Origin of the sequence: Longispora fulva, assembly GCF_015751905.1 — a bacterium.
In the GTDB taxonomy this organism is placed as follows: Bacteria; Actinomycetota; Actinomycetes; order Mycobacteriales; family Micromonosporaceae; genus Longispora; species Longispora fulva.
In genome coordinates this window covers 7,526,727-7,546,843 of record NZ_JADOUF010000001.1, presented here as the reverse complement: position 1 = coordinate 7,546,843, position 20,117 = coordinate 7,526,727, and the positions used below count along the sequence as shown (strand labels likewise).

Annotated in this window: 18 protein-coding genes; 10 read left to right on the top strand and 8 right to left on the bottom strand. The window is 71.6% G+C overall.

The window, feature by feature from the left end; translation table 11 throughout:
* Positions 1–2 precede the first annotated feature (2 nt).
* From IW245_RS34935 to IW245_RS34925, 3 genes are read right to left on the bottom strand one after another with little or no spacing between them, the layout of a single operon-like run.
* A complete protein-coding gene (locus tag IW245_RS34935) occupies positions 3–323 on the bottom strand; it encodes an Rv1322 family protein (RefSeq protein WP_233473074.1) in 321 nt (106 codons plus the stop codon).
* Positions 324–375: 52 nt separating this feature from the next.
* Positions 376–831 (bottom strand): hypothetical protein, encoded by a 456-nt coding sequence (locus IW245_RS34930; RefSeq protein WP_197007364.1) that lies wholly within the window; start codon positions 829–831, stop codon positions 376–378.
* A 26-nt stretch (positions 832–857) separates the two neighbouring features.
* The gene (locus IW245_RS34925) at positions 858–2,633 is read right to left on the bottom strand and encodes a 3-hydroxyacyl-CoA dehydrogenase family protein (RefSeq protein WP_197007363.1); all 1,776 of its coding nucleotides are present in this window, start codon (positions 2,631–2,633) and stop codon (positions 858–860) included.
* A gap of 183 nt (positions 2,634–2,816) precedes the next feature.
* On the opposite strand from IW245_RS34925, the gene IW245_RS34920 reads away from it, so the two are divergent.
* Complete coding sequence (locus IW245_RS34920) at positions 2,817–4,322, top strand: aldehyde dehydrogenase family protein (RefSeq protein ID WP_197007362.1); 1,506 nt, start codon at positions 2,817–2,819, stop codon at positions 4,320–4,322.
* 102 nt (positions 4,323–4,424) lie between these two features.
* On the opposite strand, the gene IW245_RS34915 is transcribed toward IW245_RS34920, so the two are convergent.
* The 4 genes from IW245_RS34915 to IW245_RS34900 all read right to left on the bottom strand — a co-directional run bounded on the left by IW245_RS34915 (position 4,425) and on the right by IW245_RS34900 (position 8,959).
* Positions 4,425–5,090, bottom strand: a complete 666-nt coding sequence (locus tag IW245_RS34915; protein ID WP_197007361.1) for a TMEM175 family protein — start codon at positions 5,088–5,090, stop codon at positions 4,425–4,427.
* A 40-nt stretch (positions 5,091–5,130) separates the two neighbouring features.
* Positions 5,131–5,952 (bottom strand): oxygenase MpaB family protein, encoded by an 822-nt coding sequence (locus IW245_RS34910; protein WP_197007360.1) that lies wholly within the window; start codon positions 5,950–5,952, stop codon positions 5,131–5,133.
* Between the two features lie 90 nt (positions 5,953–6,042).
* Entirely contained in the window at positions 6,043–6,846 is an 804-nt protein-coding gene (locus IW245_RS34905) for a methyltransferase domain-containing protein (protein ID WP_197007359.1), read from the bottom strand.
* 43 nt (positions 6,847–6,889) lie between these two features.
* Positions 6,890–8,959, bottom strand: coding sequence for an NPCBM/NEW2 domain-containing protein (locus tag IW245_RS34900; protein ID WP_197007358.1), 2,070 nt, complete (start codon positions 8,957–8,959; stop codon positions 6,890–6,892).
* 134 nt (positions 8,960–9,093) lie between these two features.
* Between IW245_RS34900 and nucS the strand changes: the two genes are divergently transcribed.
* From nucS to IW245_RS34855, 9 genes are all read left to right on the top strand, one after another.
* Complete coding sequence (nucS, locus tag IW245_RS34895; RefSeq protein WP_197007357.1) at positions 9,094–9,753, top strand: endonuclease NucS; 660 nt, start codon at positions 9,094–9,096, stop codon at positions 9,751–9,753.
* A gap of 60 nt (positions 9,754–9,813) precedes the next feature.
* Positions 9,814–10,401, top strand: coding sequence for a DUF4126 domain-containing protein (locus IW245_RS34890; protein ID WP_197007356.1), 588 nt, complete (start codon positions 9,814–9,816; stop codon positions 10,399–10,401).
* Between the two features lie 9 nt (positions 10,402–10,410).
* Positions 10,411–11,259 carry a polysaccharide deacetylase family protein gene (locus tag IW245_RS34885; protein ID WP_233473075.1) on the top strand — a complete coding sequence of 283 codons (849 nt, stop codon included), beginning with the start codon at positions 10,411–10,413 and terminating at the stop codon, positions 11,257–11,259.
* An 89-nt stretch (positions 11,260–11,348) separates the two neighbouring features.
* Positions 11,349–11,609 carry a hypothetical protein gene (locus IW245_RS34880; protein WP_197007355.1) on the top strand — a complete coding sequence of 87 codons (261 nt, stop codon included), beginning with the start codon at positions 11,349–11,351 and terminating at the stop codon, positions 11,607–11,609.
* 6 nt (positions 11,610–11,615) lie between these two features.
* Positions 11,616–12,467 (top strand): hypothetical protein, encoded by an 852-nt coding sequence (locus tag IW245_RS34875; RefSeq protein ID WP_197007354.1) that lies wholly within the window; start codon positions 11,616–11,618, stop codon positions 12,465–12,467.
* Positions 12,468–12,470: 3 nt separating this feature from the next.
* Complete coding sequence (locus IW245_RS34870) at positions 12,471–15,083, top strand: FtsK/SpoIIIE domain-containing protein (RefSeq protein ID WP_197007353.1); 2,613 nt, start codon at positions 12,471–12,473, stop codon at positions 15,081–15,083.
* Entirely contained in the window at positions 15,083–15,745 is a 663-nt protein-coding gene (locus IW245_RS34865) for a hypothetical protein (protein WP_197007352.1), read from the top strand. Before IW245_RS34870 ends, IW245_RS34865 begins: the two co-directional genes overlap by 1 nt.
* A gap of 67 nt (positions 15,746–15,812) precedes the next feature.
* On the top strand, positions 15,813–16,694 hold the full coding sequence (locus IW245_RS34860; RefSeq protein ID WP_197007351.1) for a helix-turn-helix domain-containing protein: 882 nt from the start codon (positions 15,813–15,815) through the stop codon (positions 16,692–16,694).
* A 105-nt stretch (positions 16,695–16,799) separates the two neighbouring features.
* The gene (locus tag IW245_RS34855; protein ID WP_197007350.1) at positions 16,800–19,421 is read left to right on the top strand and encodes a hypothetical protein; all 2,622 of its coding nucleotides are present in this window, start codon (positions 16,800–16,802) and stop codon (positions 19,419–19,421) included.
* 91 nt (positions 19,422–19,512) lie between these two features.
* Here the strand turns inward: IW245_RS34855 and IW245_RS34850 are convergent, their stop codons facing one another.
* Positions 19,513–20,076, bottom strand: a complete 564-nt coding sequence (locus IW245_RS34850) for a peptide deformylase (RefSeq protein ID WP_197007349.1) — start codon at positions 20,074–20,076, stop codon at positions 19,513–19,515.
* Between the last annotated feature and the right edge of the window lie 41 nt (positions 20,077–20,117).

Genomic DNA, 20,117 nt, shown 5'->3' with positions numbered 1-20,117 from the left:
TGCTAGTACTTCGGTGCCGAACGGCCGCGTTGGATGTTCGGGAGGCGGTGGCCCCGGGACCGCCAGCACGCCGTGTGCCAGTGCCGCCGGTCCTCGCCGTCGCTGTCCAGCCGCCAGGCCACGATGTGCCCCTGGCTGGCCGGGACCTCGTGGTCGCAGCCCGGGCAGCGGTAGGTCTTGCCGGTGCCGGGGTTGCCGGGCAGGGTGCGGACCATCCAGTCGCCCTCGACGGCCTGGGAGGCGCGCCGCATGACGCCCTCGTCGTCCTCGTCGCCGGGCCCACTCGGGCCGGTGTGTTGGCGACGGTTATGACGAGGGCTCACGGGGTCAAGAATACGGGCCGGTCCCGGCGCGGGACCGGTGCTGCGGCACGGATCACTTCAGGGTGAGAGTGACCGTTTTGCCGACCACAGCGGGCTTGCAGCCCGTCTTGTCACACGCCTGGTATCCAACCTTGACAGTGGCTTTGCCGGGTTTGTCCGAGGCACGCTTCACCTTGACCTCGACCCGGGCGGCACCGGCGGCGAACACCGGCACCGGCACGTCCTTCTTGGTCAGAGCGTGCGGCAGGTCCACCGGGGCGATCGGCGCCAGGTCGCCGGAGACCTCCAGGGTGACCGCCGCCGCCATGTACCCGTCGATGGCCTCGGGCTTCAGGGTCACCTTCACCCGGTCGCCCACGAGGCCGGTGTCGAGGAACTCGACCTTGACGTCCACCCCGCCCTCGGTGAACGTCACCGGATCGCTCTTGCCGCTGTTGCCGAACAGCAGCACGGCGACCAGGACGACGCCGAGAGCCGCGCCGGCGATGACCAGGACCCGCTTGACCACAACGCGCTCCGAGGGGGTGGAGGCTGCTAGGGGGTGCTGTAGTCCCGGAAGCCCCGGCCAGCCTTGCGGCCCAGGTAACCGGCGGTCACCAGGTGCTCCAGCAGGGGCGCTGGGGCGAAGCCCGGCTCACGGAACTCCAGGTACAGCTGCCGCTGGATGGCCAGCGACACGTCCAGACCGACCACGTCGAGAAGCTCGAACGGGCCCATCGGGTACCCGCAGCCGAGCTTCATCGCGTAGTCGATGTCGTCCGCCGTCGCGTAGCTGGCTTCGAGCATCTTGACCGCGTCGTTCAGGTACGGGAACAGGAGCGCGTTCACCACGAAACCGGCCCGGTCGGCGCACACCACCGGACGCTTCCCCACAGCCTCGCACACCGCGACCGCAGTCGCCAGCGCCGCAGGTGAGGTACGGATCGTGCGGACCACCTCGACCAGCTTCATGACCGGGGCGGGGTTGAAGAAGTGCAGTCCCACAACGTCTTCCGGCCGGCCGGAGGCCATCGCGCACTCGATCACCGGGAGCGAGGACGTGGTGGTCGCGAGCACCGTGCCGGGCTTGCAGATCTCGGCCACCGCCTCGAAGAGGGCCTTCTTGACGCTGACCTCCTCGACCACCGCCTCGACCACGAGGTCCACATCGGCCAGATCGTCGAGCTTGTGCGCGCTGGTGATCCGGGCCCGGGCCGCGTCGCGGTCCTCCTGGGTCAGCTTGCCGCGCACCACGGCCTTGTTCAGGGACTGTTCGATCCGGTCCATCGCCCGGGCGGCCTGCTCGGCGCCCCGGGCCACGAACACGGTCTCGTAGCCGGACTTGGCCAGCACCTCGACGATGCCGGCGGCCATCGTGCCCGAGCCGACCACGCCGATCCGGGACACCGGGCGGGCGCTCTCCTCCGGGATCGGGGCCGGCTCCGGGTCGCTGACCACGACCGGGGAGCTGGGCTTCTCGTAGGTGTAGAAGCCGCGGCCGGACTTGCGGCCCAGCAGGCCGGCGGTGACCATCTGCTTGATCAGCGGGACGGGCGCGTGCCGGCGGTCGCGGCCACCGCGCTTGTACATGGTGTCCAGGATCTCGTACGCGGTGTCGATGCCGATCAGGTCCATCAGGGCCAGCGGACCCATCGGCAGGCCGCAGCCCTGGCGCATCGCGGCGTCGATGTCCTCGCGGCTGGCGTACTTCGACTCGTACAGCGAGACGGCGTGGTTCAGGTAGCCGAACAGCAGGGCGTTGGCGATGAAGCCGGCCCGGTCGGAGATCGTGACGTCGACCTTGCCCAGCCGGGTGCACAGCGCCTCGATGTCGTCGACCACCGACTGCTCGGTGACGACGGTCCGGACGATCTCGACGAGCTTCATGATCGGGGCCGGGTTGAAGAAGTGCATCCCGATCACCCGGTTGGGGCGGTGGGTGGCCACGGAGATCTCGGTGACCGACAGGGAGGAGGTGTTGGTCGCGAGGATCGCGGTGGGCTTGCACACCTTGTCCAGCTCGGCGAAGATCGCCCGCTTGAGCTCGAGGCGCTCCGGCACGGCCTCGATCACGAGGTCGACGTCGTCCAGCGCCGGCAGGCCGACCTTGAAGCTGACCCGGTCGTGCAGCGCGTCCCGGTCGGCCTCGGACAGCTTGCCCTTGGCGACGGCCCGGTCGGTGGACGACCGCAGCGTCTGCCGGCCGCGTTCGAGCGCCGCCTCCGTGATCTCGACGCCGAGGACCTCGACGCCGTTGCGGGCGAAGACCTCGACGATGCCGGCCCCCATGGTGCCGAGCCCGACCACGCCGACCTTGTTGATGCCCGTCACGCCGTGCCTCCTGTGCTGCCGACCTCAGATCGCCCGGCGGACCGCCGCGCACCCTCGTGCTGACCCATCGTTCAGGCCAACTTAGCAGTGCGCAACATGCGGGTGGAATGCAGTCCGTCACAGGGTTACTTGCGAGTAGGAACAGGGCTAGACTCGGGGACACCACCGGCGAGGAGATAGATCATGACCCCTGGCGTCAGCGTTTCCGGCAGCCCCGTCGTGGACGGCGGCCACCTCGTCTCGACCAGCCCCGCGACCGGGGAGGAGGTCGGCAGATTCCCCGTGGCCGACGCCGCGGCGGTCGCCGCCGCCGTGGCCAGAGCGCGCGACGCCGCCGACTGGTGGCGCGACCTGGGCTTCGATGGCCGCCGCAAGCGGCTGTACGCCTGGCGGGCCCTGATCACCTCCCGGCTGGACGAGCTGACCGGGATCATGCACCGCGAGGGCGGCAAGCCGATCGTGGACGCCACGGCCGAGTCCGCCGGGGCCATCGACCACATCCACTGGGCGGCGAAACACGCCAAGCGGGTGCTGAGGAGCCGCCGGGTGGGCGGCACGCTGATGCAGTCGGAGTACACGGCGCACGTCGAGTACCAGCCCTATGGCGTGATCGGCGTGATCGGGCCGTGGAACTACCCCGTTTTCACCCCGGTCGGCTCCATCGGGTACGCGCTGGCGGCCGGCAACACCGTGGTGTTCAAGCCGAGTGAGTACACCCCGGCGGTCGGGCAGTTCCTCGTCGACACCTTCGCCGAGGTGGTGCCCGAGCATCCCGTGTTCCAGATCGTGCACGGGCTCGGGGACACCGGGGCCGCCCTGGTCACGTCCGGGGTGGACAAGATCGCGTTCACGGGCTCGACGCGTACCGGGAAGAAGGTCATGGCCGCGGCAGCGGAGACCCTGACGCCCGTGCTCCTGGAGTGCGGCGGCAAGGACGCCATGATCGTGGACTCCGACGCCGACCTGGACGCCGCCGCGGAGGCCGCCGTGTGGGGCGGCCTGTTCAACGCCGGCCAGACCTGCATCGGCATCGAGCGGGTCTACGCCGTCGACGCCGTCTACGACGCGTTCCTCGCCAAGGTCGTCGCCAAGGCCGGCAAGCTCACGGTCGGGGCCGAGCCGGGCGCCGACATCGGCCCGATGACCATGCCCAGCCAGATCGACGTCGTCCGCCGCCACATCGCCGCGGCGCTCGCCGACGGCGGCGAGGCCGTGCTCGGCGGCCCCGAGGCGGTCCGGCCGCCGTTCGTGCACCCGACGATCCTGGTGAACGTGCCGGAGACCTCCGAGGCCGTCCGCGAGGAGACCTTCGGCCCGACCCTGACCATCGCGCGGGTCCGGGACGTGGACGAGGCCGTCGAGCGGTCCAACGCCGCGCACTACGGGCTCGCCGGCGCCGTGTTCGGCAAGGCGCGGGCGATGGCGACGGCCCGGCGGTTGCGGTCCGGGATGACCTCGATCAACTCGACGCTGTCGTTCGCCGGGATTCCGTCGCTGCCGTTCGGCGGGGTCGGGGACTCCGGGTTCGGCCGGATCCACGGGGCGGACGGGCTGCGGGAGTTCGCCCGGCCGAAGGCGATCGCGAAGCGGTGGATGCCGTCGCTGGTGAAGGTGTTGACGTTCGAGAAGGGGCCGCGGGACACGAAGCTGACCCGGCTGGCGCTGCGGATCCTGCACGGGCGCAGGTAGGCGCGGAGGCGCGAGGCTGCGGCGCGGTTCGCCAGGTCTGGACCGGGGGGCCGGATCCGGCTCGGGGGCGGTGCCGGGAACCGGTCGGCGCCAGTCCCGCGGCTAGATCCGGTTCAGTGGCCAGATCCGGGGCGCGATCGCGGAGTTGAGCTGGAGCAGCATGATCATCGCGATGCTGAGGTAGGTGTTCACCACGCACAGCAGCAGACTGGCCGCGTAGAGCGCCTGGTACGTCACGATCCTGCGCTCCTGGGCCGCGAACGCCCGCGGCTCGGCGTCCGGCTTCGCGAGGCCGGCGCGCCGGGCGTAGCGCAGGCTGGCGAACAGCACCGCGCCCAGCAGGAGCAGGTTGAGCCAGTACACGAACAGGGCCAGCCGGAACGTGATGAACTCGGCCAGCAGCGCGGTGGAGAACGGCATCAGGGTCACCCCGCTGAGGAACGCGAGGTGGATCCACGTCAGCCGCCGGTCGCTGCGGGCGAAGTGGTTGAGCTGGGTCTGCTGGCCGACCCAGAACATGCCCAGGGTCACAAAGCTCATCAGGTACGGCAGCAGCCTCGGCGCCAGGTGCGCCAGCGCCACCCACAGCTCGTGCTCCGAACGCACCGCACCGGTCTCCCACAGGGGCCGCTGCTCGTGCACCGCCTCGGAGACCGGCACCTTGATGTCCAGGACGAGCAGGGTGATCGCCACCGCGAACACCCCGTCGCTCAGCGCCGCGAGTCTGTCCAGACTGCCGGCGGCGATCCGGTGGTACAGCGTGGACATGGCTCTCCCGTTCCGCGCGGCGCCCGCGCAAGATCAAATCCTAGGGCAGGTTCCTCGGCGACGGGGTCGCTTCCGGGCCCAGGCGCTCGACGGCGCGCAGGATGTTGCCGGTCGGGATCCGCCAGCGCAGCCGGTCGGGGATCAGCTTCGCCGTCCGGCGCAGCGCGCGCAGCCGGCGTTCGGCCTGGGCCGGACTCCAGGCCGGGCGGCCGTAGATCGCGATGGCCCAGGGCGGCAGCAGCGCGTACGCCACCCGGGCCACCGGCCACCAGCCCGCCCGCATCGGCGGGTTCACCGGTGGGGTGGTGAGGAAGTCGTAGATCTCGTCGGACTCCGTCGTCCGGGCCAGCGCGGGGCGCATCCGCGCGAAGTAGGCGGTCATGTCGGCCCAGGTGCCGGGCACGGTCTCGGGGTCGAGGCCGACGAGGGCCGCCGACCGGCGCTGTTCGGTGAGGTAGAGGTCGACGTGCCGGTCGGTGACCGGAAACCCCGCCCGGCGAACGATGTCCACATAGGAGGCCACCTCCGCGCAGTGCACCCAGCGCAGCAGCTCCGGGTCGTCCACCGGGTGCTTCCCGCCATCGGGCAGCGGGACCTTGAGCGCGGCGTGGATCCGGCGGACCCTGGCGCCGGCCTCCTCGGCCTGGGAAGCGGTGCCGTAGGTGGAGACGCTGACGAAGCTGGCGGTCCGCTTCAGCCGGCCGAGGGGGTCGTCCCGGAAGTCGGACAGCCGGACGACGCCTCGGACGGCCAGGGGGTGCAGGGCCTGGAGGAAGAGGGCGCTGACGCCGGCGACCCACATGGCGGGGTCGGCGTGCAGCTGCCAGGTGACGCTGCGCGGGCCGAACAGTTCGGAACTCACCCTTCGAGGGTGCCACGGCCCCGGGCGACGTGGCGCGGGGTGGGGCGGCTCGGGCCCGGGCGGGGCGGCGTCCGTCGGCCGGCGGCACCCTCAGCCCCAGGCCAGCACCTCCCCGTGCGGCACGAGGAACCACCCGTCCGGGGATCCGGCCCACTCCCTCCAGCCGGAAGCGATCGCCCGCAGGTCCGCCTCGCCAGCGAAGCCCCGCGCCACGGCCTGCCGGGCCAACGCGGAGTCCACCATCCGGTCCGCCCACAGGTCGCCCCACCAGGCCCGGTCCTCCGGCGTCGCGTAGCACCACACCGACGCCCCGGGGGTCACCTCGGCGAACCCGGCGGCCCGGGCCCACGACAGCAGCCGGCGACCGGCGTCGGGCTCGCCGCCGTTGTCGCGGGCGACCCGCTGGTAGAGGGCCAGCCAGTCGTCGAGGGCCGGGACGCGGGGGTACCACGTCATCGCCGCGTAGTCCGCGTCCCGGGCCGCGACCACGCCCCGGCTGACCCGTCGGAGTTCACGGAGCGCGCCGACCGGGTCGGCGAGGTGCTGGAGGACCTGGTGGGCGTGCACGACGTCGAAGGAGGCGTCGGCGAACTCCAGGGCCATGACGTCGCCGACCACGAACGCCGGCGCGCCCCCGCCGCCCCCGACCCGGCCCACCGCCGGCTCGGACAGCGCCCGGGCCTCCTCCAGCACCTCCGCCGAGGCGTCCACCCCGACCACCCGCCCCGGCGCGACCCGCTCGGCCAGGTCGACGGTGATGGTGCCCGGCCCGCAGCCGACGTCCAGGAGGGACTGTCCGGGGGCGAGGTGCCGCAGCAGGTAGCCGGCGGAGTTCTCGGCGGTGCGCCAGCGGTGCGAACGCAGCACGGAGTCGTGGTGCCCATGGGTGTACATGGGCACCACGCTAACCCCATTCCCAACTAGCAGGAATCACATCTCAACAGGTAAGAACCGGGCCGCCCCAGTCCGCGTGGTCGTAGTCGACGGTGTCCCCGCCGTTGGTGACCGTGAGGCGCAGTTCCTGGCCTCCGGTGACGTCTGCGGTGAGGTGCACCGGGTCACCGGTCCCCCGCACGACGCCGCTGTCGGCGACGAGCGTTCCGTCCCGGTACACCTGGAAGGCGACCGAGCCGTTGTTGCCCGACTCGTCGTCCACGCCGACGTCGACGGTGAGGGTGGAGCAGCCGCCGGCGAGGTAGTACACGATGTCACTGGTGGCGTGGACCCCGAGGCCCTTGGCGTAGCCGACGCCACCCACGGTCAGGGCGCGCCCGTCGCCGGCGGCCCGCTCGCCGTTGCTGAGATCCTTCTCCACCGGGCCCCAGCCGTTGCTGGCGCTGCTCCAGGTGAGGTCGGACAGCGGGTGGGCGCCCGCGCCGGGGCCGGGGCCGCAGGCGATCTTCGGGTTGGCCCAGTCGGCGTGGTCGTAGCCGATGCCGTTGCCGGCGTCGGTGACGACGAGCCGGAGTTGCTGGCCACCGGCGAGGCCGGCGGTCAGGCGTTTGGCGGCGTCGGCGTAGGTGACCGGGCCGCTGTCGGCGACCAGGGTGGTGTCGCGGTACACCTGGAAGGTGACCGAGCCGGTGACGCCGACCTCGTCGTCGACGCCCACGTCGGCGGTGAACGTGGTGCACGTGCCGCCGAGGTGGTAGACGATCTCGCTGGCGGCGTGGGTGCCGAGGCCCTTGGCGTAGGTCGTGCCGCCGATGGTCAGGGTGCGCCCGTCGCCGGGGGCCTGTTCGCCGTTGCTGCGGTCGCGTTCGACCGGGCCCCAGCCGTTGGTGGCGCTGCGCCAGGACAGGTCGGACAGCTGCGAGATCCCGGTGGGCGGCGGGACGGGACTGCCGGGGGTGACCCGGTAGACGACCGTGCCGTGCGCCGGGACCGTGGCGGTGAACGTGCCGGTGCCGGTGCTGGTCGCCTTCGACCACAGGTCCTTCACCGTGTACGACGTCGCCCCGCCGATCCCCACCGCCGCGGCCGTCGTGCTCATCGTCTTCGCCGTGGCGCTCTCGTTGAACAGGGCCACGCCCCGGTCCCCGTTGGCGAGCGGCTTGGCGTAGACGCCGGTGGCCACGACGGTCGCCTGCTTGCCGAGGGAGTCCTGGTCGAGGGCGATGATGTCCGTGTTGGTCAGGATGGTCATCGTCGAGGCGCTCGCGGTGCGCAGGTCCGAGCCGATCAGCAGCGGGGCGGCCATCATCGACCAGAGGCTGAAGTGGCTGCGGTACTCGGTGTCGGTCATCCCGCCGTTGCCCACCTCGAGCATGTCGGGGTCGTTCCACGCGCCGACCTTCGCGTACGGGGCCAGCGCCTCGTTCTGGTGCAGGATCGACACCATGCTCGACCAGTTGTCGGAGATGTCGCCGGTGGTGCGCCACGAGTTGCCGACGTCGGCCGCCCAGTTCCACGGCTGGTTGGAGCCCCACTCGCAGATGCTGTACAGGATCGGCCGGCCGGTGGCGGCGAGGGCGTCGCGCATCTTCTTGTACCGGACCTGCGCGTCGACCCCGGCGTTGTTGCAGTTGTCGTACTTGAGGTAGTCCACCCCCCACGACGCCCACAGGTTGGCGTCGGCCGTCTCGTGGTCGAGCCCGCCGGGGAATCCCAGCGAGTCGCAGGTCTTCGTGCCGGCGCTGGAGTAGACGCCGAACTTGAGGCCCTTGGAGTGCACGTAGTCGGCGACGGCCTTGATGCCGTGGGGGAACCGGACCGGGTCGGGCACCAGGTTGCCGGCGGAGTCGCGGTTCGGCAGCGCCCAGCAGTCGTCCAGGTTCACGTACTGGTAGCCAGCGGCCTTGAGGCCGGAGGACACGAACAGGTCGGCGGTCCCCTTGACCATGGCCTCGTTGAACTCGGCGCGGCAGTGGGTCGAGTTCCAGTTGTTGAACCCCATCTGCGGAGTGAGGGCCAGCCCGTTGCCCACGGCGGCGGCCGGACCGGCGGGCGCGAGGGGCACCGCGATCAGCCCGGCGAGGAGCGCCAGTACCGACAGTTTTCGAAGCATGGAGCATCAATCCCATCATGGTCGAACATGAATCCCCAGGATCAAACAGCAGTCCCCACATCACACTCCTCGACGCCCATCGATGTCAAGGATGTGAACGGCCCGTTTCGCCCGGCCTCCGTTACCCTCATCGGGTGCGTCTTGTCATCGCTCGGTGCTCGGTCGACTACGTCGGCCGCCTCACCGCACATCTCCCGATGGCCACGCGGCTGCTGCTGATCAAGGCGGACGGCTCCGTGTCCATTCACGCCGACGACCGGGCCTACAAGCCACTCAACTGGATGTCACCGCCGTGCAGGGTCGAGGAGGCCCCCGGCGCGTGGAAGGTGATCAACAAGGCCGGCGAGGAGCTGCGGATCACCATCGAGGAGGTCCTGCACGACACCTCCCACGAGCTCGGCGTCGACCCCGGGCTGCGCAAGGACGGCGTCGAGGCGCACCTGCAGATCCTGCTCGCCGACAACCCGACCGCGATGGGCAAGGACTTCACGCTGGTCCGCCGGGAGTACCCGACGGCGATCGGCCCCGTGGACCTGATGTGCCGGGACGCCAACGGCGCGCACGTCGCCGTCGAGGTCAAGCGGCGCGGCGAGATCGACGGCGTCGAGCAGCTGACCCGCTACCTCGAGCTCCTCAACCGCGACCCGCTACTCGCGCCAGTGTCCGGCCTGTTCGTCGCCCAGGAGATCAAGCCGCAGGCCCGGGTGCTCGCCAACGACCGGGGCATCCGGTGCGTGACCGTGGACTACGACCGGCTCCGCGGCATCGAGAAGGACGAGCTGACCCTGTTCTAGCCGGCGGCCGCCGGTGCCGATTTCGCGCCGGGGACCAGGGGCAGGGGGTACCGTCGAGCCATGCTCGAAGCCCTCACCGGCACGGGCCTGGCGGCGTCGGCCGGGCTGAACGCGTACATCCCGCTGCTCCTCGTGGGCCTGCTCGGGCGGTACACCGACCTGATCACGCTGCCGCAGAGCTGGAGCTGGCTGTCCAACGGCTGGGTGCTGGTCATCCTCGGGGTGCTGCTGCTGATCGAGGTCGTGGCCGACAAGGTGCCGGTGGTCGACAGCGTCAACGACGTGGTGCAGACCGTGGTCCGGCCGACGGCCGGCGGGCTGGCGTTCGGGGCGGCGTCCACGTCGGAGACCGTGAGCGTGCAGGACCCCGGCTCGTTCTTCAGCGGCCACCAGTGGGTGTCGATCGTGCTGGGCATCTTCGTGGCGCTGGTCGTGCACGGCATCAAGTCGCTGGCCCGGCCGCTGCTGAACGCGATGTCGATCGGGGTGGCCGCGCCCGTGGTGTCCACGGCTGAGGACTTCACCAGCGTCGTGATGTCCCTGGTCGCGATCATCGTGCCGATCCTGGTGCTGCTGTGCCTGGCCGGGTTGTTCGTCGCGGCGTGGTGGCTGCTGAACCGGCGCAGGCTCCGCCGGACATCTGGCTAGAGTAAACGGGTGCGAGCACCCCTCACCGTCGTGGCCCTGCTGTCCTGCGCTTTGCTGGCCGGGTGCGGTGTCGCCGCCGCGCCGGCCGCCGGGCCGAGCAGGGTGCCGCTGACGACGGCTTCGCCCACCCCGTCGCCCACGCCCTCCCCGTCACCCAGCCCGTCGCCGAGCCCGGGGGCCGCCCCGGCCGGGCGGCCGGCTCCGGTGGTCAACTTCGGGAAGCGGACCGGCAACCGGGTCGCGCTCACCTTCGACGCCGACCTGACCGCCGACATGCGGGCCAAGCTGCGGGCCGGTTCCGTGAAGTCCTACGCGAACACCCGGGTGCTCGACGTGCTCGAGCGGGAGAAGGTGCCGGGCACGTTCTTCATGTCGGGCATGTTCGTGGAGGAGTATCCGGAGTTCACCCGCCGGCTCGCCGCGAACCCGACGTTCGAGCTGGCCAACCACTCGTTCAGCCACCGGGGGTTCACCCCGAACTGTTACACCCTCGGCCAGGTGCCGGCGGGGGAGATGACCGGCGAGGTGGCGAGGACCTTCCAACTCCTCGACGGGTACGGCGGCCGCCAGACCCGCTTCTTCCGCTTCCCCGGCCTGTGCCACGACCCTGCGGCGCTCGCCGCCGTCGGGGCCCAGGGGGTGACCGTCGTGGACGGTGACGTGGTCAGCGGCGATCCGTTCGCCACCAACCCGAAGGCGGTGTCCGACGCCGTCCTCGGCAAGGTGCGGGCCGGCTCTATTGTGATCATGCACTGCACGGACGTGAACGCACCGGTCACGGACAAGGCCCTGCCGGCCATCATCGCGGGACTGCGCGCGAAGGGGCTGGAGCCCGTGGTGCTGTCCGACCTGTTCTAGCAGTTCATTCAGCCTTCTGACCGGCGCGGTTACTAGCGGTGGTCCGTTCATTTTGGGACAGTTGACTTTCACACCTCAGGAGGTGCCGCTTGGCAAGCGTTGCCGAGGTCAAGGCCGCGATCAACACCGCGATGGAGCATGTCCTCGAGGGGCAGGAGGTCGTGGCCGCGGCCGGTGAGAAGCTCACCGAGGCGCAGGGCGCCCTGGCCGTGGCCCTCGACGGCAGCGGCCACGACGCGGTGCTGGCCTGCCACGCCGCGCTCGCCCAGGCCGCGCTGGAGCTCGACGAGTGCCTCGCCGCGACGGCGGCGGCGGTCGAGCAGGCCGAGCAGTACGTCGCGACGCTGTAGCCCGCGATGTCCGTCATCCAGGAACTCGGCGCCACCCTCAACGGCGTGTCCGCCGGGCTCCCCCTGTCCGAGCTGCGGCTCGCCGCCGACCGGGTGCAGGCCGCCACCGGCCTGCTCGGCTACGTCCTGCACACGTCGGGGCGCTCGATCGGGCTGAGCCAGCTCGCTGCGGCCACCACCCATCTGGAGCAGGCGTTCGCGACGCTGGCGCGCGCGCAGGAGACTCTCGCGGAGTACCAGTTGGCGATCGGTCTCGGGGTCGCCGGCGCGACTCCCGCCGCACCACTGCCCGCCCGGCCCGAGGAGCAGGACCGGCCGAAGCCGAAGGTCGAGCCGAAGCAGGCCCCGGCGCTGGACGACTGGTGGGAGACCCGGGTCGACGTGGTCACCGGCCTCGACGACCCGGTGGACAAGAAGCAGGACGAGAAGCCGCCGCCGGCCGCCGAGCTGCTCCGTCGGGTCGCCACCCTGGTCCGCCGTGAGGAGCCGAAGCCGCTGCGGGTGCAGCTGTGGAAGGCCGGGCCGGCGATCGGGCTGCGGCTGACCGCCTTGTGCGCGCCGCTGATCCAGGAGCTGTCCGGCGAGCTGCTGGGCCGCAAGCCGGGCCCGGCCGACGTGCCGGAGCTGCGCGAGCGGCTGGACAAGCTGACCGTGAAGGCGCTGCCCGGCCTGCCGCCGCAGCTGCCCGACATCCTGCTGGGCCGGGCCTGCCACGCCGAGCCGACGCACGGCAACCACGGGGTGCCCGAGCATCCGGTGGACTCGGCGACGGGCAGCGCCGTGCTGGTGGGCGCGCTGCTGGCCACGCTGCGCCGGCCGCCGGAGTCGTTGTCCCTGCCCGAGACCGAGGAAAAGTAGACGATGCGCAGTCCACGGACGGCGGTGGCCACCGAGGTCGCATCCGCGCTCGGTCAGGCCAGGGGTGCCGCGCGGGCCGCGGCCGCCGGGGCCGCCGAGGCGCTGGCGGACAGCGAGCTGCGGCTGCGCAACACCGAGGACGACGTGCTGCGGCTGCGCGACGAGTTGGCCGTGGGGTTGGCGGCGGCCCGCGCGGTGAGCACGGACGCGGCCGGGACCACCCTGGCCGCGCGCACGGCCACGATCCGCGCCCTGGTGACCACGGCGGCCCCGGGCGCGGCGAGCGCCGCCTGGGACGGGTGGACGCCGAGCCGGCCGGAGCGGGGCACGGCCCCGGCGCTGTACCGGATCGGCGCGGTCTCCCCCGACATCCCCGCCCTCCTCCCCCTGCTCGACCACGCGCACCTGGCCATCGAGGGCGACCCCACGAAAGCTGTGGGCGTGGTGGCGACGCTGCTGCTGCGGGCGCTGGGCGGCACGGCCCCGGGCGGCCTGCGCCTGAGCGTGTACGACCCGGAGCAGCTCGGCGGCTCGCTGGCCGGTTTCGCCGCGCTCAGCCCGGCGGGCCTGGCCAGCTTCTACGGCCCGGGCGCGCTGACCGGCCTGCTGGACGAGCTGGTCGAGGAGATCCGCCGGATCCACGAGACGGTGCTGGCCGGCGAGTACACGTCGCTGCGGGAGCTGGCCGCGACCACCGGCCGGCGGCCGGAGCCGTGGCGGGTGGCGGTGCTGCTCGGCGACGGGTCGATCGGGGACTCGGTCGACGACCTGTCCGACCGGCAGCGGGCCCAGCTGGACCGGATCGCCCGTACCGGCGCGGCGTGCGGCGTGCACCTGATCACTGTGGGGGTGCCCACGACGCCGGCCGAGACGGTGGACCTGGACAACCGGACCACGAGCGTCACCGGCCCGATGCGGATCTCGCTGGACCCCGCGCCGCCGGCCGAGCTGATCACCCGGACCTGTCGCGGGATCGCCGAGATCGTCGCGGCCGGCCCGGCTCCGGGCGTGTTCGCGGATCTGTTGCCGGAGAAGCTGTGGACGGAGTCCTCGGCCGCCGGCCTGGTCGCCCCGATCGGCGAGGCTGCCGACGGCCGGCTGGTGGACCTGGCGCTGGGCGACGCCCCGCCGCACGCGCTGATCGGCGGCCCGTCGGGCTCGGGCAAGACGAACCTGCTGTACGCGTGGCTGGGCGCCCTGTGCAGCCGCTACTCCCCGGACGAGCTGGAGCTGTACCTGCTCGACTTCAAGGAGGGCGTGTCCTTCGCGCGCTTCGCCCGGGGCCGGCGGGACGAGAGCTGGCTGCCGCACGTCCGCCTGGTCGGGGTGAACGTCAACTCCGACCGGGAGTTCGGGCTGGCCCTGCTGCGGTTCCTCGCCGGGGAGCTGCGCCGGCGGGCCGAGGCGGCCAAGCTGCACGAGGCGACGAAGCTGGAGGAGCTGCGCACCGAGGATCCGGGCGGCCGGTGGCCCCGGATCGTGGCCGTGATCGACGAGTTCCAGGTGCTGCTGACGACGATGCGCGACCCGGTGTCGGCCGAGGCGACGGACCTGATGGAGGACCTGGCCCGGCGCGGCAGGTCGCAGGGCATCCACCTGGTGCTCGCCAGCCAGGACATCGGTGGCATCGAGGCGCTGTGGGGCCGCTCGGCCCTGGTCTCGCAGTTCACGCTGCGGATCGCGCTGCCGAAGGCGCGGCGGATGATGGCGGAGAACAACGTGGTCTCCGACGTGATCCCGCGCTACCACGCCGTGGTGAACCCGGATTCGGGCGTGCTGCCGGCCAACAAGGTGGTCCGGGTGCCCGACGCGGGCAGCCGGCAGGTCTGGGAGGACCTGCAGCGGCGGCTGTGGGGCATGCGATCGCCGGACGCGCCGGAGCCGATCCTGTTCGACGGCAGCCACGTGCCGCCGCTGCCACGGCACACCCCGGACGGCGGCCGCGATCCGGTCGCCTGGGTGGGCCAGACGATCGACGTGCAGGCCAGGCCGGCGCACGTGCGCCTGGGGCGGACCCCTGGTCGCAACCTGGCCGTGCTGGGCACCCGGGTCGGTGAGGCGTGCTCCGTGCTGGGCGCGGCCGTGTTGTCCCTGGCCCGCCAGCACGCCCCGGGCACGGCCCGGTTCACCGTGGTCTGTCTGGAGCCGGACGCCGTGGACGCCGCGTCCACCGTCATCGGGCACCTGTGGAGCGCCGGGCACACCGGCGCGGCCCTGCGCGACGACGTGGTCGAGGTGCTGCGGGAGCTGGCGGCCGACGACTCCGGCGACCCGCACTACCTCATCGTGTACGCGGTGGACGCCGCCGCCTCCCGCCTCGCCGGCCAGGGCCACGTCAACCTCCGCCGGGTGATGCAGTCCGGCCCGGAGCGGCGTACCCATGTGCTCGGCTGGTGGCGTTCGGTGTCCCGGCTGAAGGACGACCTGGGCGGGACGGCCGCGAAGCTGGACGTCGTCGGGGCCTGGGTGGCGCTCGACGTGCACGGCAACGAGTTGGCGTCGCTGTACCCGGGCCAGGGCGGCCCAGCCTGGTATCCGCGCGAGAACCGGGCGCTGTTCTTCGACCGGGCGCACCACCGGGTGCCCGAGATCATGATCCCGTACGAGGTGCACTGATGTCTTCGGTGGCGGAGTACCGCGCGCTGGTGGGCCAGGTCGCCGGTGCCCTGGAGCAGGCGAACGCCGAGGCGCGCCAGGCGGCCCAGGCGCACGACGCTGCGGCCCGGCGGATCGAGGAGCGGCTGGAGGCGGCCCGTGCGGCCGTCCTCGCCCGGCAGGAGGACCTGGCCCGCGCGCGGGAGGACGTCGAGCGGGCGGACAACACGGCGGAGCGGGTGTGGCGCGACGTCCGGTCGTACGTGGGCCGGCGGATGGCGAAGCGGATGGGCGACATGCCAGACGTGCTCGTGGCGCCGGCCGGCACCGACCCGGAGGAGCTGCTGTCGACGGCCAAGGACCTGATGGCCCGCGCCCGGCGGGGTGAGTGGTCGCCCGATCCCATCAAGTACAGCGGGATTGTAGCGGTCCTTATTGGAGCAATTGTTGCTGCGTCAATTTTCGGACTCGCCCGACTGGTGCTGGGGTTCGGGGACGAGGAGACCCTGCTGTCGAACCTGCTCGCCCAGCTCGCGGTGTTCCTGTCACCCTTCGCCGGGATTCCGCTGGTGGTCTGGGGAATGGCACGGTTCCGCGGTCAGCGGACGGGGGTCGGCACCGTGGCCCTCACGGTCCTCGGCGGTCTGGTGGTGAGTTGTTCGCTGACTTTTCTCATCCGCTGAAGCGGGGTAGCCAGATCTCGGCCCGCCAGACAAGCTGGAGTATGTGGAGTTGTCGGCCCAGGAGGCTATGGGTACCTTCCGTCGGGAGTTAACAGCCTGGCGGGAGCGCAGAGGTCTGTCCAAAAAGCAGCTCGGCGCCCTGATGTTGTTCGACCCGTCCTATGTGAGCCACATCGAGAGTGGCCGGCACCGACCCACGGAGGACTTCGCCCGCCGCGCCGACGACGTGTTACGCGCCGAGGGCGAGCTCCTCGGCCTCTGGCGGCTCTACGACGACTCCCGTCCCCGCCGCGCGACCCCGGCCCCGCCGCCGGTCGAGCGGGGCACCGCCACCGACCTCACGGTGGAGCACGAGGAAGCCCTGATGCGCTACGACGGCGAGCGGTACTGGGTGACGATCCGCCGCCAGCTCTTCAACGGCCAGGCCGACCCGGTCGCGCGCTACTTCATCAAGATCGCGGCCGACCAGGAGGCGACGACCCCCCTGACCTGGCCGGAGCTGGACCTGCGCGCCACGTGTCGCGGCCTGACGATGGAGTGCGTGCCGAACCTGGACCTGCCGACCCTGAAGGAGGTGTGGCTGCTGTTCGAGAACGCCCTCGGCCGGTTCCCGCTGTATCCGGGCGAGCGGACCTGGATCGAGTACTCCTACAGCGTCGAGCGGGAGACCTGGGGATCCTGGTTCCAGCGCGCGATCCGGCACCCCACGGACCGGTTGTCGGTGCGGATGCGGTTCCCGGCGGAGCTGATCCCCGAGGTGTGGGGTGTGGAGATCCTGATGACCAGCTCGGACCGGGGCGAGCTGAGCCCGATCCACCAGGTCGCGGAGGACGGGATGGTGGAGTACAGCTGGGAGACGAACGCCCCGCCGCTGCACGCCAGGTACCGGCTGGAGTGGTCCTTCGCCGAGCCCGGGCACGCCTCGCGGCAGGTGGACAGTCGAGAGTAGACGCTCGTCAAGTCATCAGCCCAGATGGATATCTGACACCCGTCGTTTGTTAAGGCATAGATAAGCTCCCGCCTGACACACCTTCCCGTTGTGTCAGGAGGAAACGTGAAGAAGCGTTATCTGGCCGTTCTCGTCCCCCTAGCTCTCGCCGTGCCGCTCGGCCCGACGGCCGCGTCCGCGGCGCCCGTCGCCGCCGTGGACCGCACCGGCACCCCGGCGTTCGCCGTCAACCCTGGCGAGCTGCGCACGGCTGAGGCCCAGGACCGCCTGGTCTTCAGCCTGCCCGGCACCGACTACACCGCGAACGCGCACGGCGACGTCCTCGTCGGATTCTCGGTCGAGGCCGCACCGGGCAGCGGCCTCAACCCGGGCATCATCCGGGTCCGCAAGACCACGGAGACCGCCGACATCCTCGGCGCGCACACCATCAACTCCCCCGGCGAGGCCTCCGACTACGGCCTGGCGACGCTGTGCACCGGCACCACCTACGAGATCCAGATCAAGGGCAACTTCGCCACCACCGGCGGGTACGAGCTGGTCAAGGTGCTCGTCGGCGACGCCAACGCCGACTTCGTGGTCGACGCCGCTGACCTGGCCGTGATCGGCGGCCTGCAGGGCAAGCACACCGGCGACCCGGGCTACTCGGCCTGGGCGGACACCGACCGCGACGGCGTCATCGACGCCGACGACACCGCACGGGCGAACCGCAACCTCGGCGCGGCCACCAGCCTGCGGCTCGCGAGCGACAACCCGCTCGACCAGGTGCTGCCCGACGGCGCGCTCCAGCTCGCCGGACTGTCGGCCACCGGGTTCAACGCGACGTCCGCCGAGGTGGCGTACACGCTGACCGGGGCGGCGTTCGACGCCGACCAGGGCGGCGGCTCCTTCACGATCAACGGCAACCCGGTGCCGACCACCGTCACGGCCGGCAAGATCTCCGCGGGCACGAACCGGCTGGTGTCCGGCAAGAACGTGATCTCCTTCAAGGGGTACGACACCACCGGACGCCCCCTCTACCGCACCGACACCATCTGGGCCGGCAACACCTCGGTCCCGGTCCGGGTGGTCGACGACGTGAACCACGTGCTGATCACCGACCTGGTGACCGTCCGGGTCAGCCTGTCGGACAACCTGGCGGTGTACGCCGAGGCCACCACGACGACCGGCACCCTGACCATCCCGAGTGTGCCCGCGCGCACCATCCTGGTGAAGGCCACGGCGAGCGGCAACCGGCTCGGCGTGCTGGGCGACTTCTCGTCCAGGCCGTTCTTCATGGTCGAGCTGCACGGCTTCAAGGACCCGAGCCCGGTCAAGAACAACGACTTCAGCCAGGGCACGGCCGGTTGGAACACCGGCGGCGCTCCGGTGCAGGTGAAGGACCACGTCGAGGGCATCCCGCACGTCGCGGGCGTGGCGCCGGCCCCGCCGGTCGGCGAGCACGCCGAGGCCCCGCTCATGACCCCGGCCAGTCAGGGCGGCACGGGACAGCCGCCCGCCGGCCTGAACGCCCCGGTCACCGACAAGGACCTGACACTCGGCACGGCCGGCCAGGGCGAGCAGTCCATCTCGCGGGCCTTCCAGACCGACCCGGACGTGGTGGCCGTGAAGATCCGGTTCCGGTTCGTCACGAGCGAGGTGCCCGGTGGGTACTTCGGCAGCCAGTACAACGACTACTACCGGGTCTCCATCCGCAGCCAGCAGGGCGGCGACTCCACTGTCGAGACCAACAGCATGAACGGCCTCGGCCTCGGCGCGTTCGACTACGGCAGCGGCGCGACCGCGTGGCGCGAACTGAAGCTGAAGGTGGACAAGAAGGGCGACACCATCCAGGTCGACCTCGGGGTGGCCAACGTCGCGGACGGCCTGCTGGACTCCCAGGTCGTCGTGGACTTCGTCGAGGAGATCAAGGACCAGGTCGAACCGAAGCTCGCCTGGAACAACACCCAGGGCGGCCTCGACCTGCGCTACGAGGTCAAGGACCACGACCTGGAGCAGGCCGGCACCATCGACGTGTACTGGGCCAGCGGCGCCGGCTACGAGAGCCGGATCGGCACGGCCCTGTTCAGCCACCCGGTCCCGGCCGGTGACGCCCAGGGCGCGCACGGCCCGGTCCGGATCGCCGGCAGCCTGCTGCAGAACCCGCCGGCCGGCGCGACCCACCTGATCGCGGCGAGCAGCCCGAACCAGGTGGGCGCGATCGCCGACGTGACGGTCGGGTTCGGCGCGCAGGCCAACCAGGCGTCGGTCGCCCCCGGGATGATCACCGCGATCAAGAACGCACTCCGGTCGGCCGGCCAGTCGACGGCCACGATCACCAGCACGGCGCGGACCCCGGCCGACCAGGCGCGGGCGATGTTCAACAACCTGGTGAACCCGGCGCGCACCGTCGCGCAGAACACGGCCAACCAGTTGGCGCTGTACCAGGCGCCCGGCCGGGCTGTCGTGAACCGGTTCACGGCCGCCACCGCCGGCATGACCCTCGCGCAGATCAACGCCAACGCCGCCACGGTCCGGGGCGCGATGCAGGCGGAGATCGTGGCGCAGGGACCGTCCAATGTGTCGCGGCACTGCGCCGACCCGGCCGTCCTCAACGTCGTGGACGTCGGGGCCGGCGTGTTCAACGCCAGCAACGGGCCGCTGTTCGTGGCCTCCGTCACCGCCCAGGTGACCCGGGTGCTCGACGAGCGCGCGACGAACAGCTGCTACCACCTGGAACTGCAGCTCTGACCACGGAGGTTCCGCGGCCGGCCACCCCGGCCGCGGAACTCACGTCCTCGAGGAGGACGCGGTGCCGGGGGCCGGGCCGCCCCCGGCACCGCTAGCTCTGCCCGTAGTCCCAGTCCTTGCGGATCCGGAGGTACTCCTCCACGGGCATCAGGGGCGTGCGCATGTGGGCCGTGTACAGCCGGCCCTCCAGGTGGTCGAGCTCGTGCCCGACGAGCCGGGCCAGGCCGGCCGTGAACTCCGACTTGCGCTCCACCCCGTCGATGCCGGTGTGCGCGACGACGATCCGCAGCGGGCGCGGCACGAGACCCCGGACGTCGAAGAAGCTCAGGCACCCCTCGTACTGCTCGTCGTGCTCCACCGAGCGCTCGATGATCCGGGGGTTGAAGAAGGTCAGGTAGCCTCCATCGCGCGGGCGGACGACGGCGACGGACTCGGCGTACCCGAGCTGGTTGGCCGCGACCCCGAGCCCGTTGGCGAACGGGTGGTGGTGCTGGACCCGCTCGGCGGCCAGCAGGAGTGCCTCCTCGACCCGTTCCGCCACGGATCGCTCCGCCGGTAACGTGAGTCGCCGGGCGAACCTGCTCAGTTGTGGGTCTCCCATCTGGGCGACCCCCAACGAGGCCATCGTGGAGCACGGGTCCTGGACGATCGTCACCGGGCAGGGTCCATCCTGCTTCTAGCATGGGAACGCCCGGC

What these genes read in the sequence shown, in the direction of transcription:
- IW245_RS34860 (WP_197007351.1), top strand. Translation starts at nt 15,813, where the DNA reads ATGGGTACCTTCCGTCGGGAGTTAACAGCCTGGCGGGAGCGCAGAGGT.
- IW245_RS34890 (WP_197007356.1), top strand. Translation starts at nt 9,814, where the DNA reads ATGCTCGAAGCCCTCACCGGCACGGGCCTGGCGGCGTCGGCCGGGCTG.
- IW245_RS34920 (WP_197007362.1), top strand. Translation starts at nt 2,817, where the DNA reads ATGACCCCTGGCGTCAGCGTTTCCGGCAGCCCCGTCGTGGACGGCGGC.
- IW245_RS34900 (WP_197007358.1), bottom strand. Translation starts at nt 8,959, where the DNA reads ATGCTTCGAAAACTGTCGGTACTGGCGCTCCTCGCCGGGCTGATCGCG.
- IW245_RS34905 (WP_197007359.1), bottom strand. Translation starts at nt 6,846, where the DNA reads ATGTACACCCATGGGCACCACGACTCCGTGCTGCGTTCGCACCGCTGG.
- IW245_RS34875 (WP_197007354.1), top strand. Translation starts at nt 11,616, where the DNA reads ATGTCCGTCATCCAGGAACTCGGCGCCACCCTCAACGGCGTGTCCGCC.
- IW245_RS34915 (WP_197007361.1), bottom strand. Translation starts at nt 5,090, where the DNA reads ATGTCCACGCTGTACCACCGGATCGCCGCCGGCAGTCTGGACAGACTC.
- IW245_RS34870 (WP_197007353.1), top strand. Translation starts at nt 12,471, where the DNA reads ATGCGCAGTCCACGGACGGCGGTGGCCACCGAGGTCGCATCCGCGCTC.
- IW245_RS34865 (WP_197007352.1), top strand. Translation starts at nt 15,083, where the DNA reads ATGTCTTCGGTGGCGGAGTACCGCGCGCTGGTGGGCCAGGTCGCCGGT.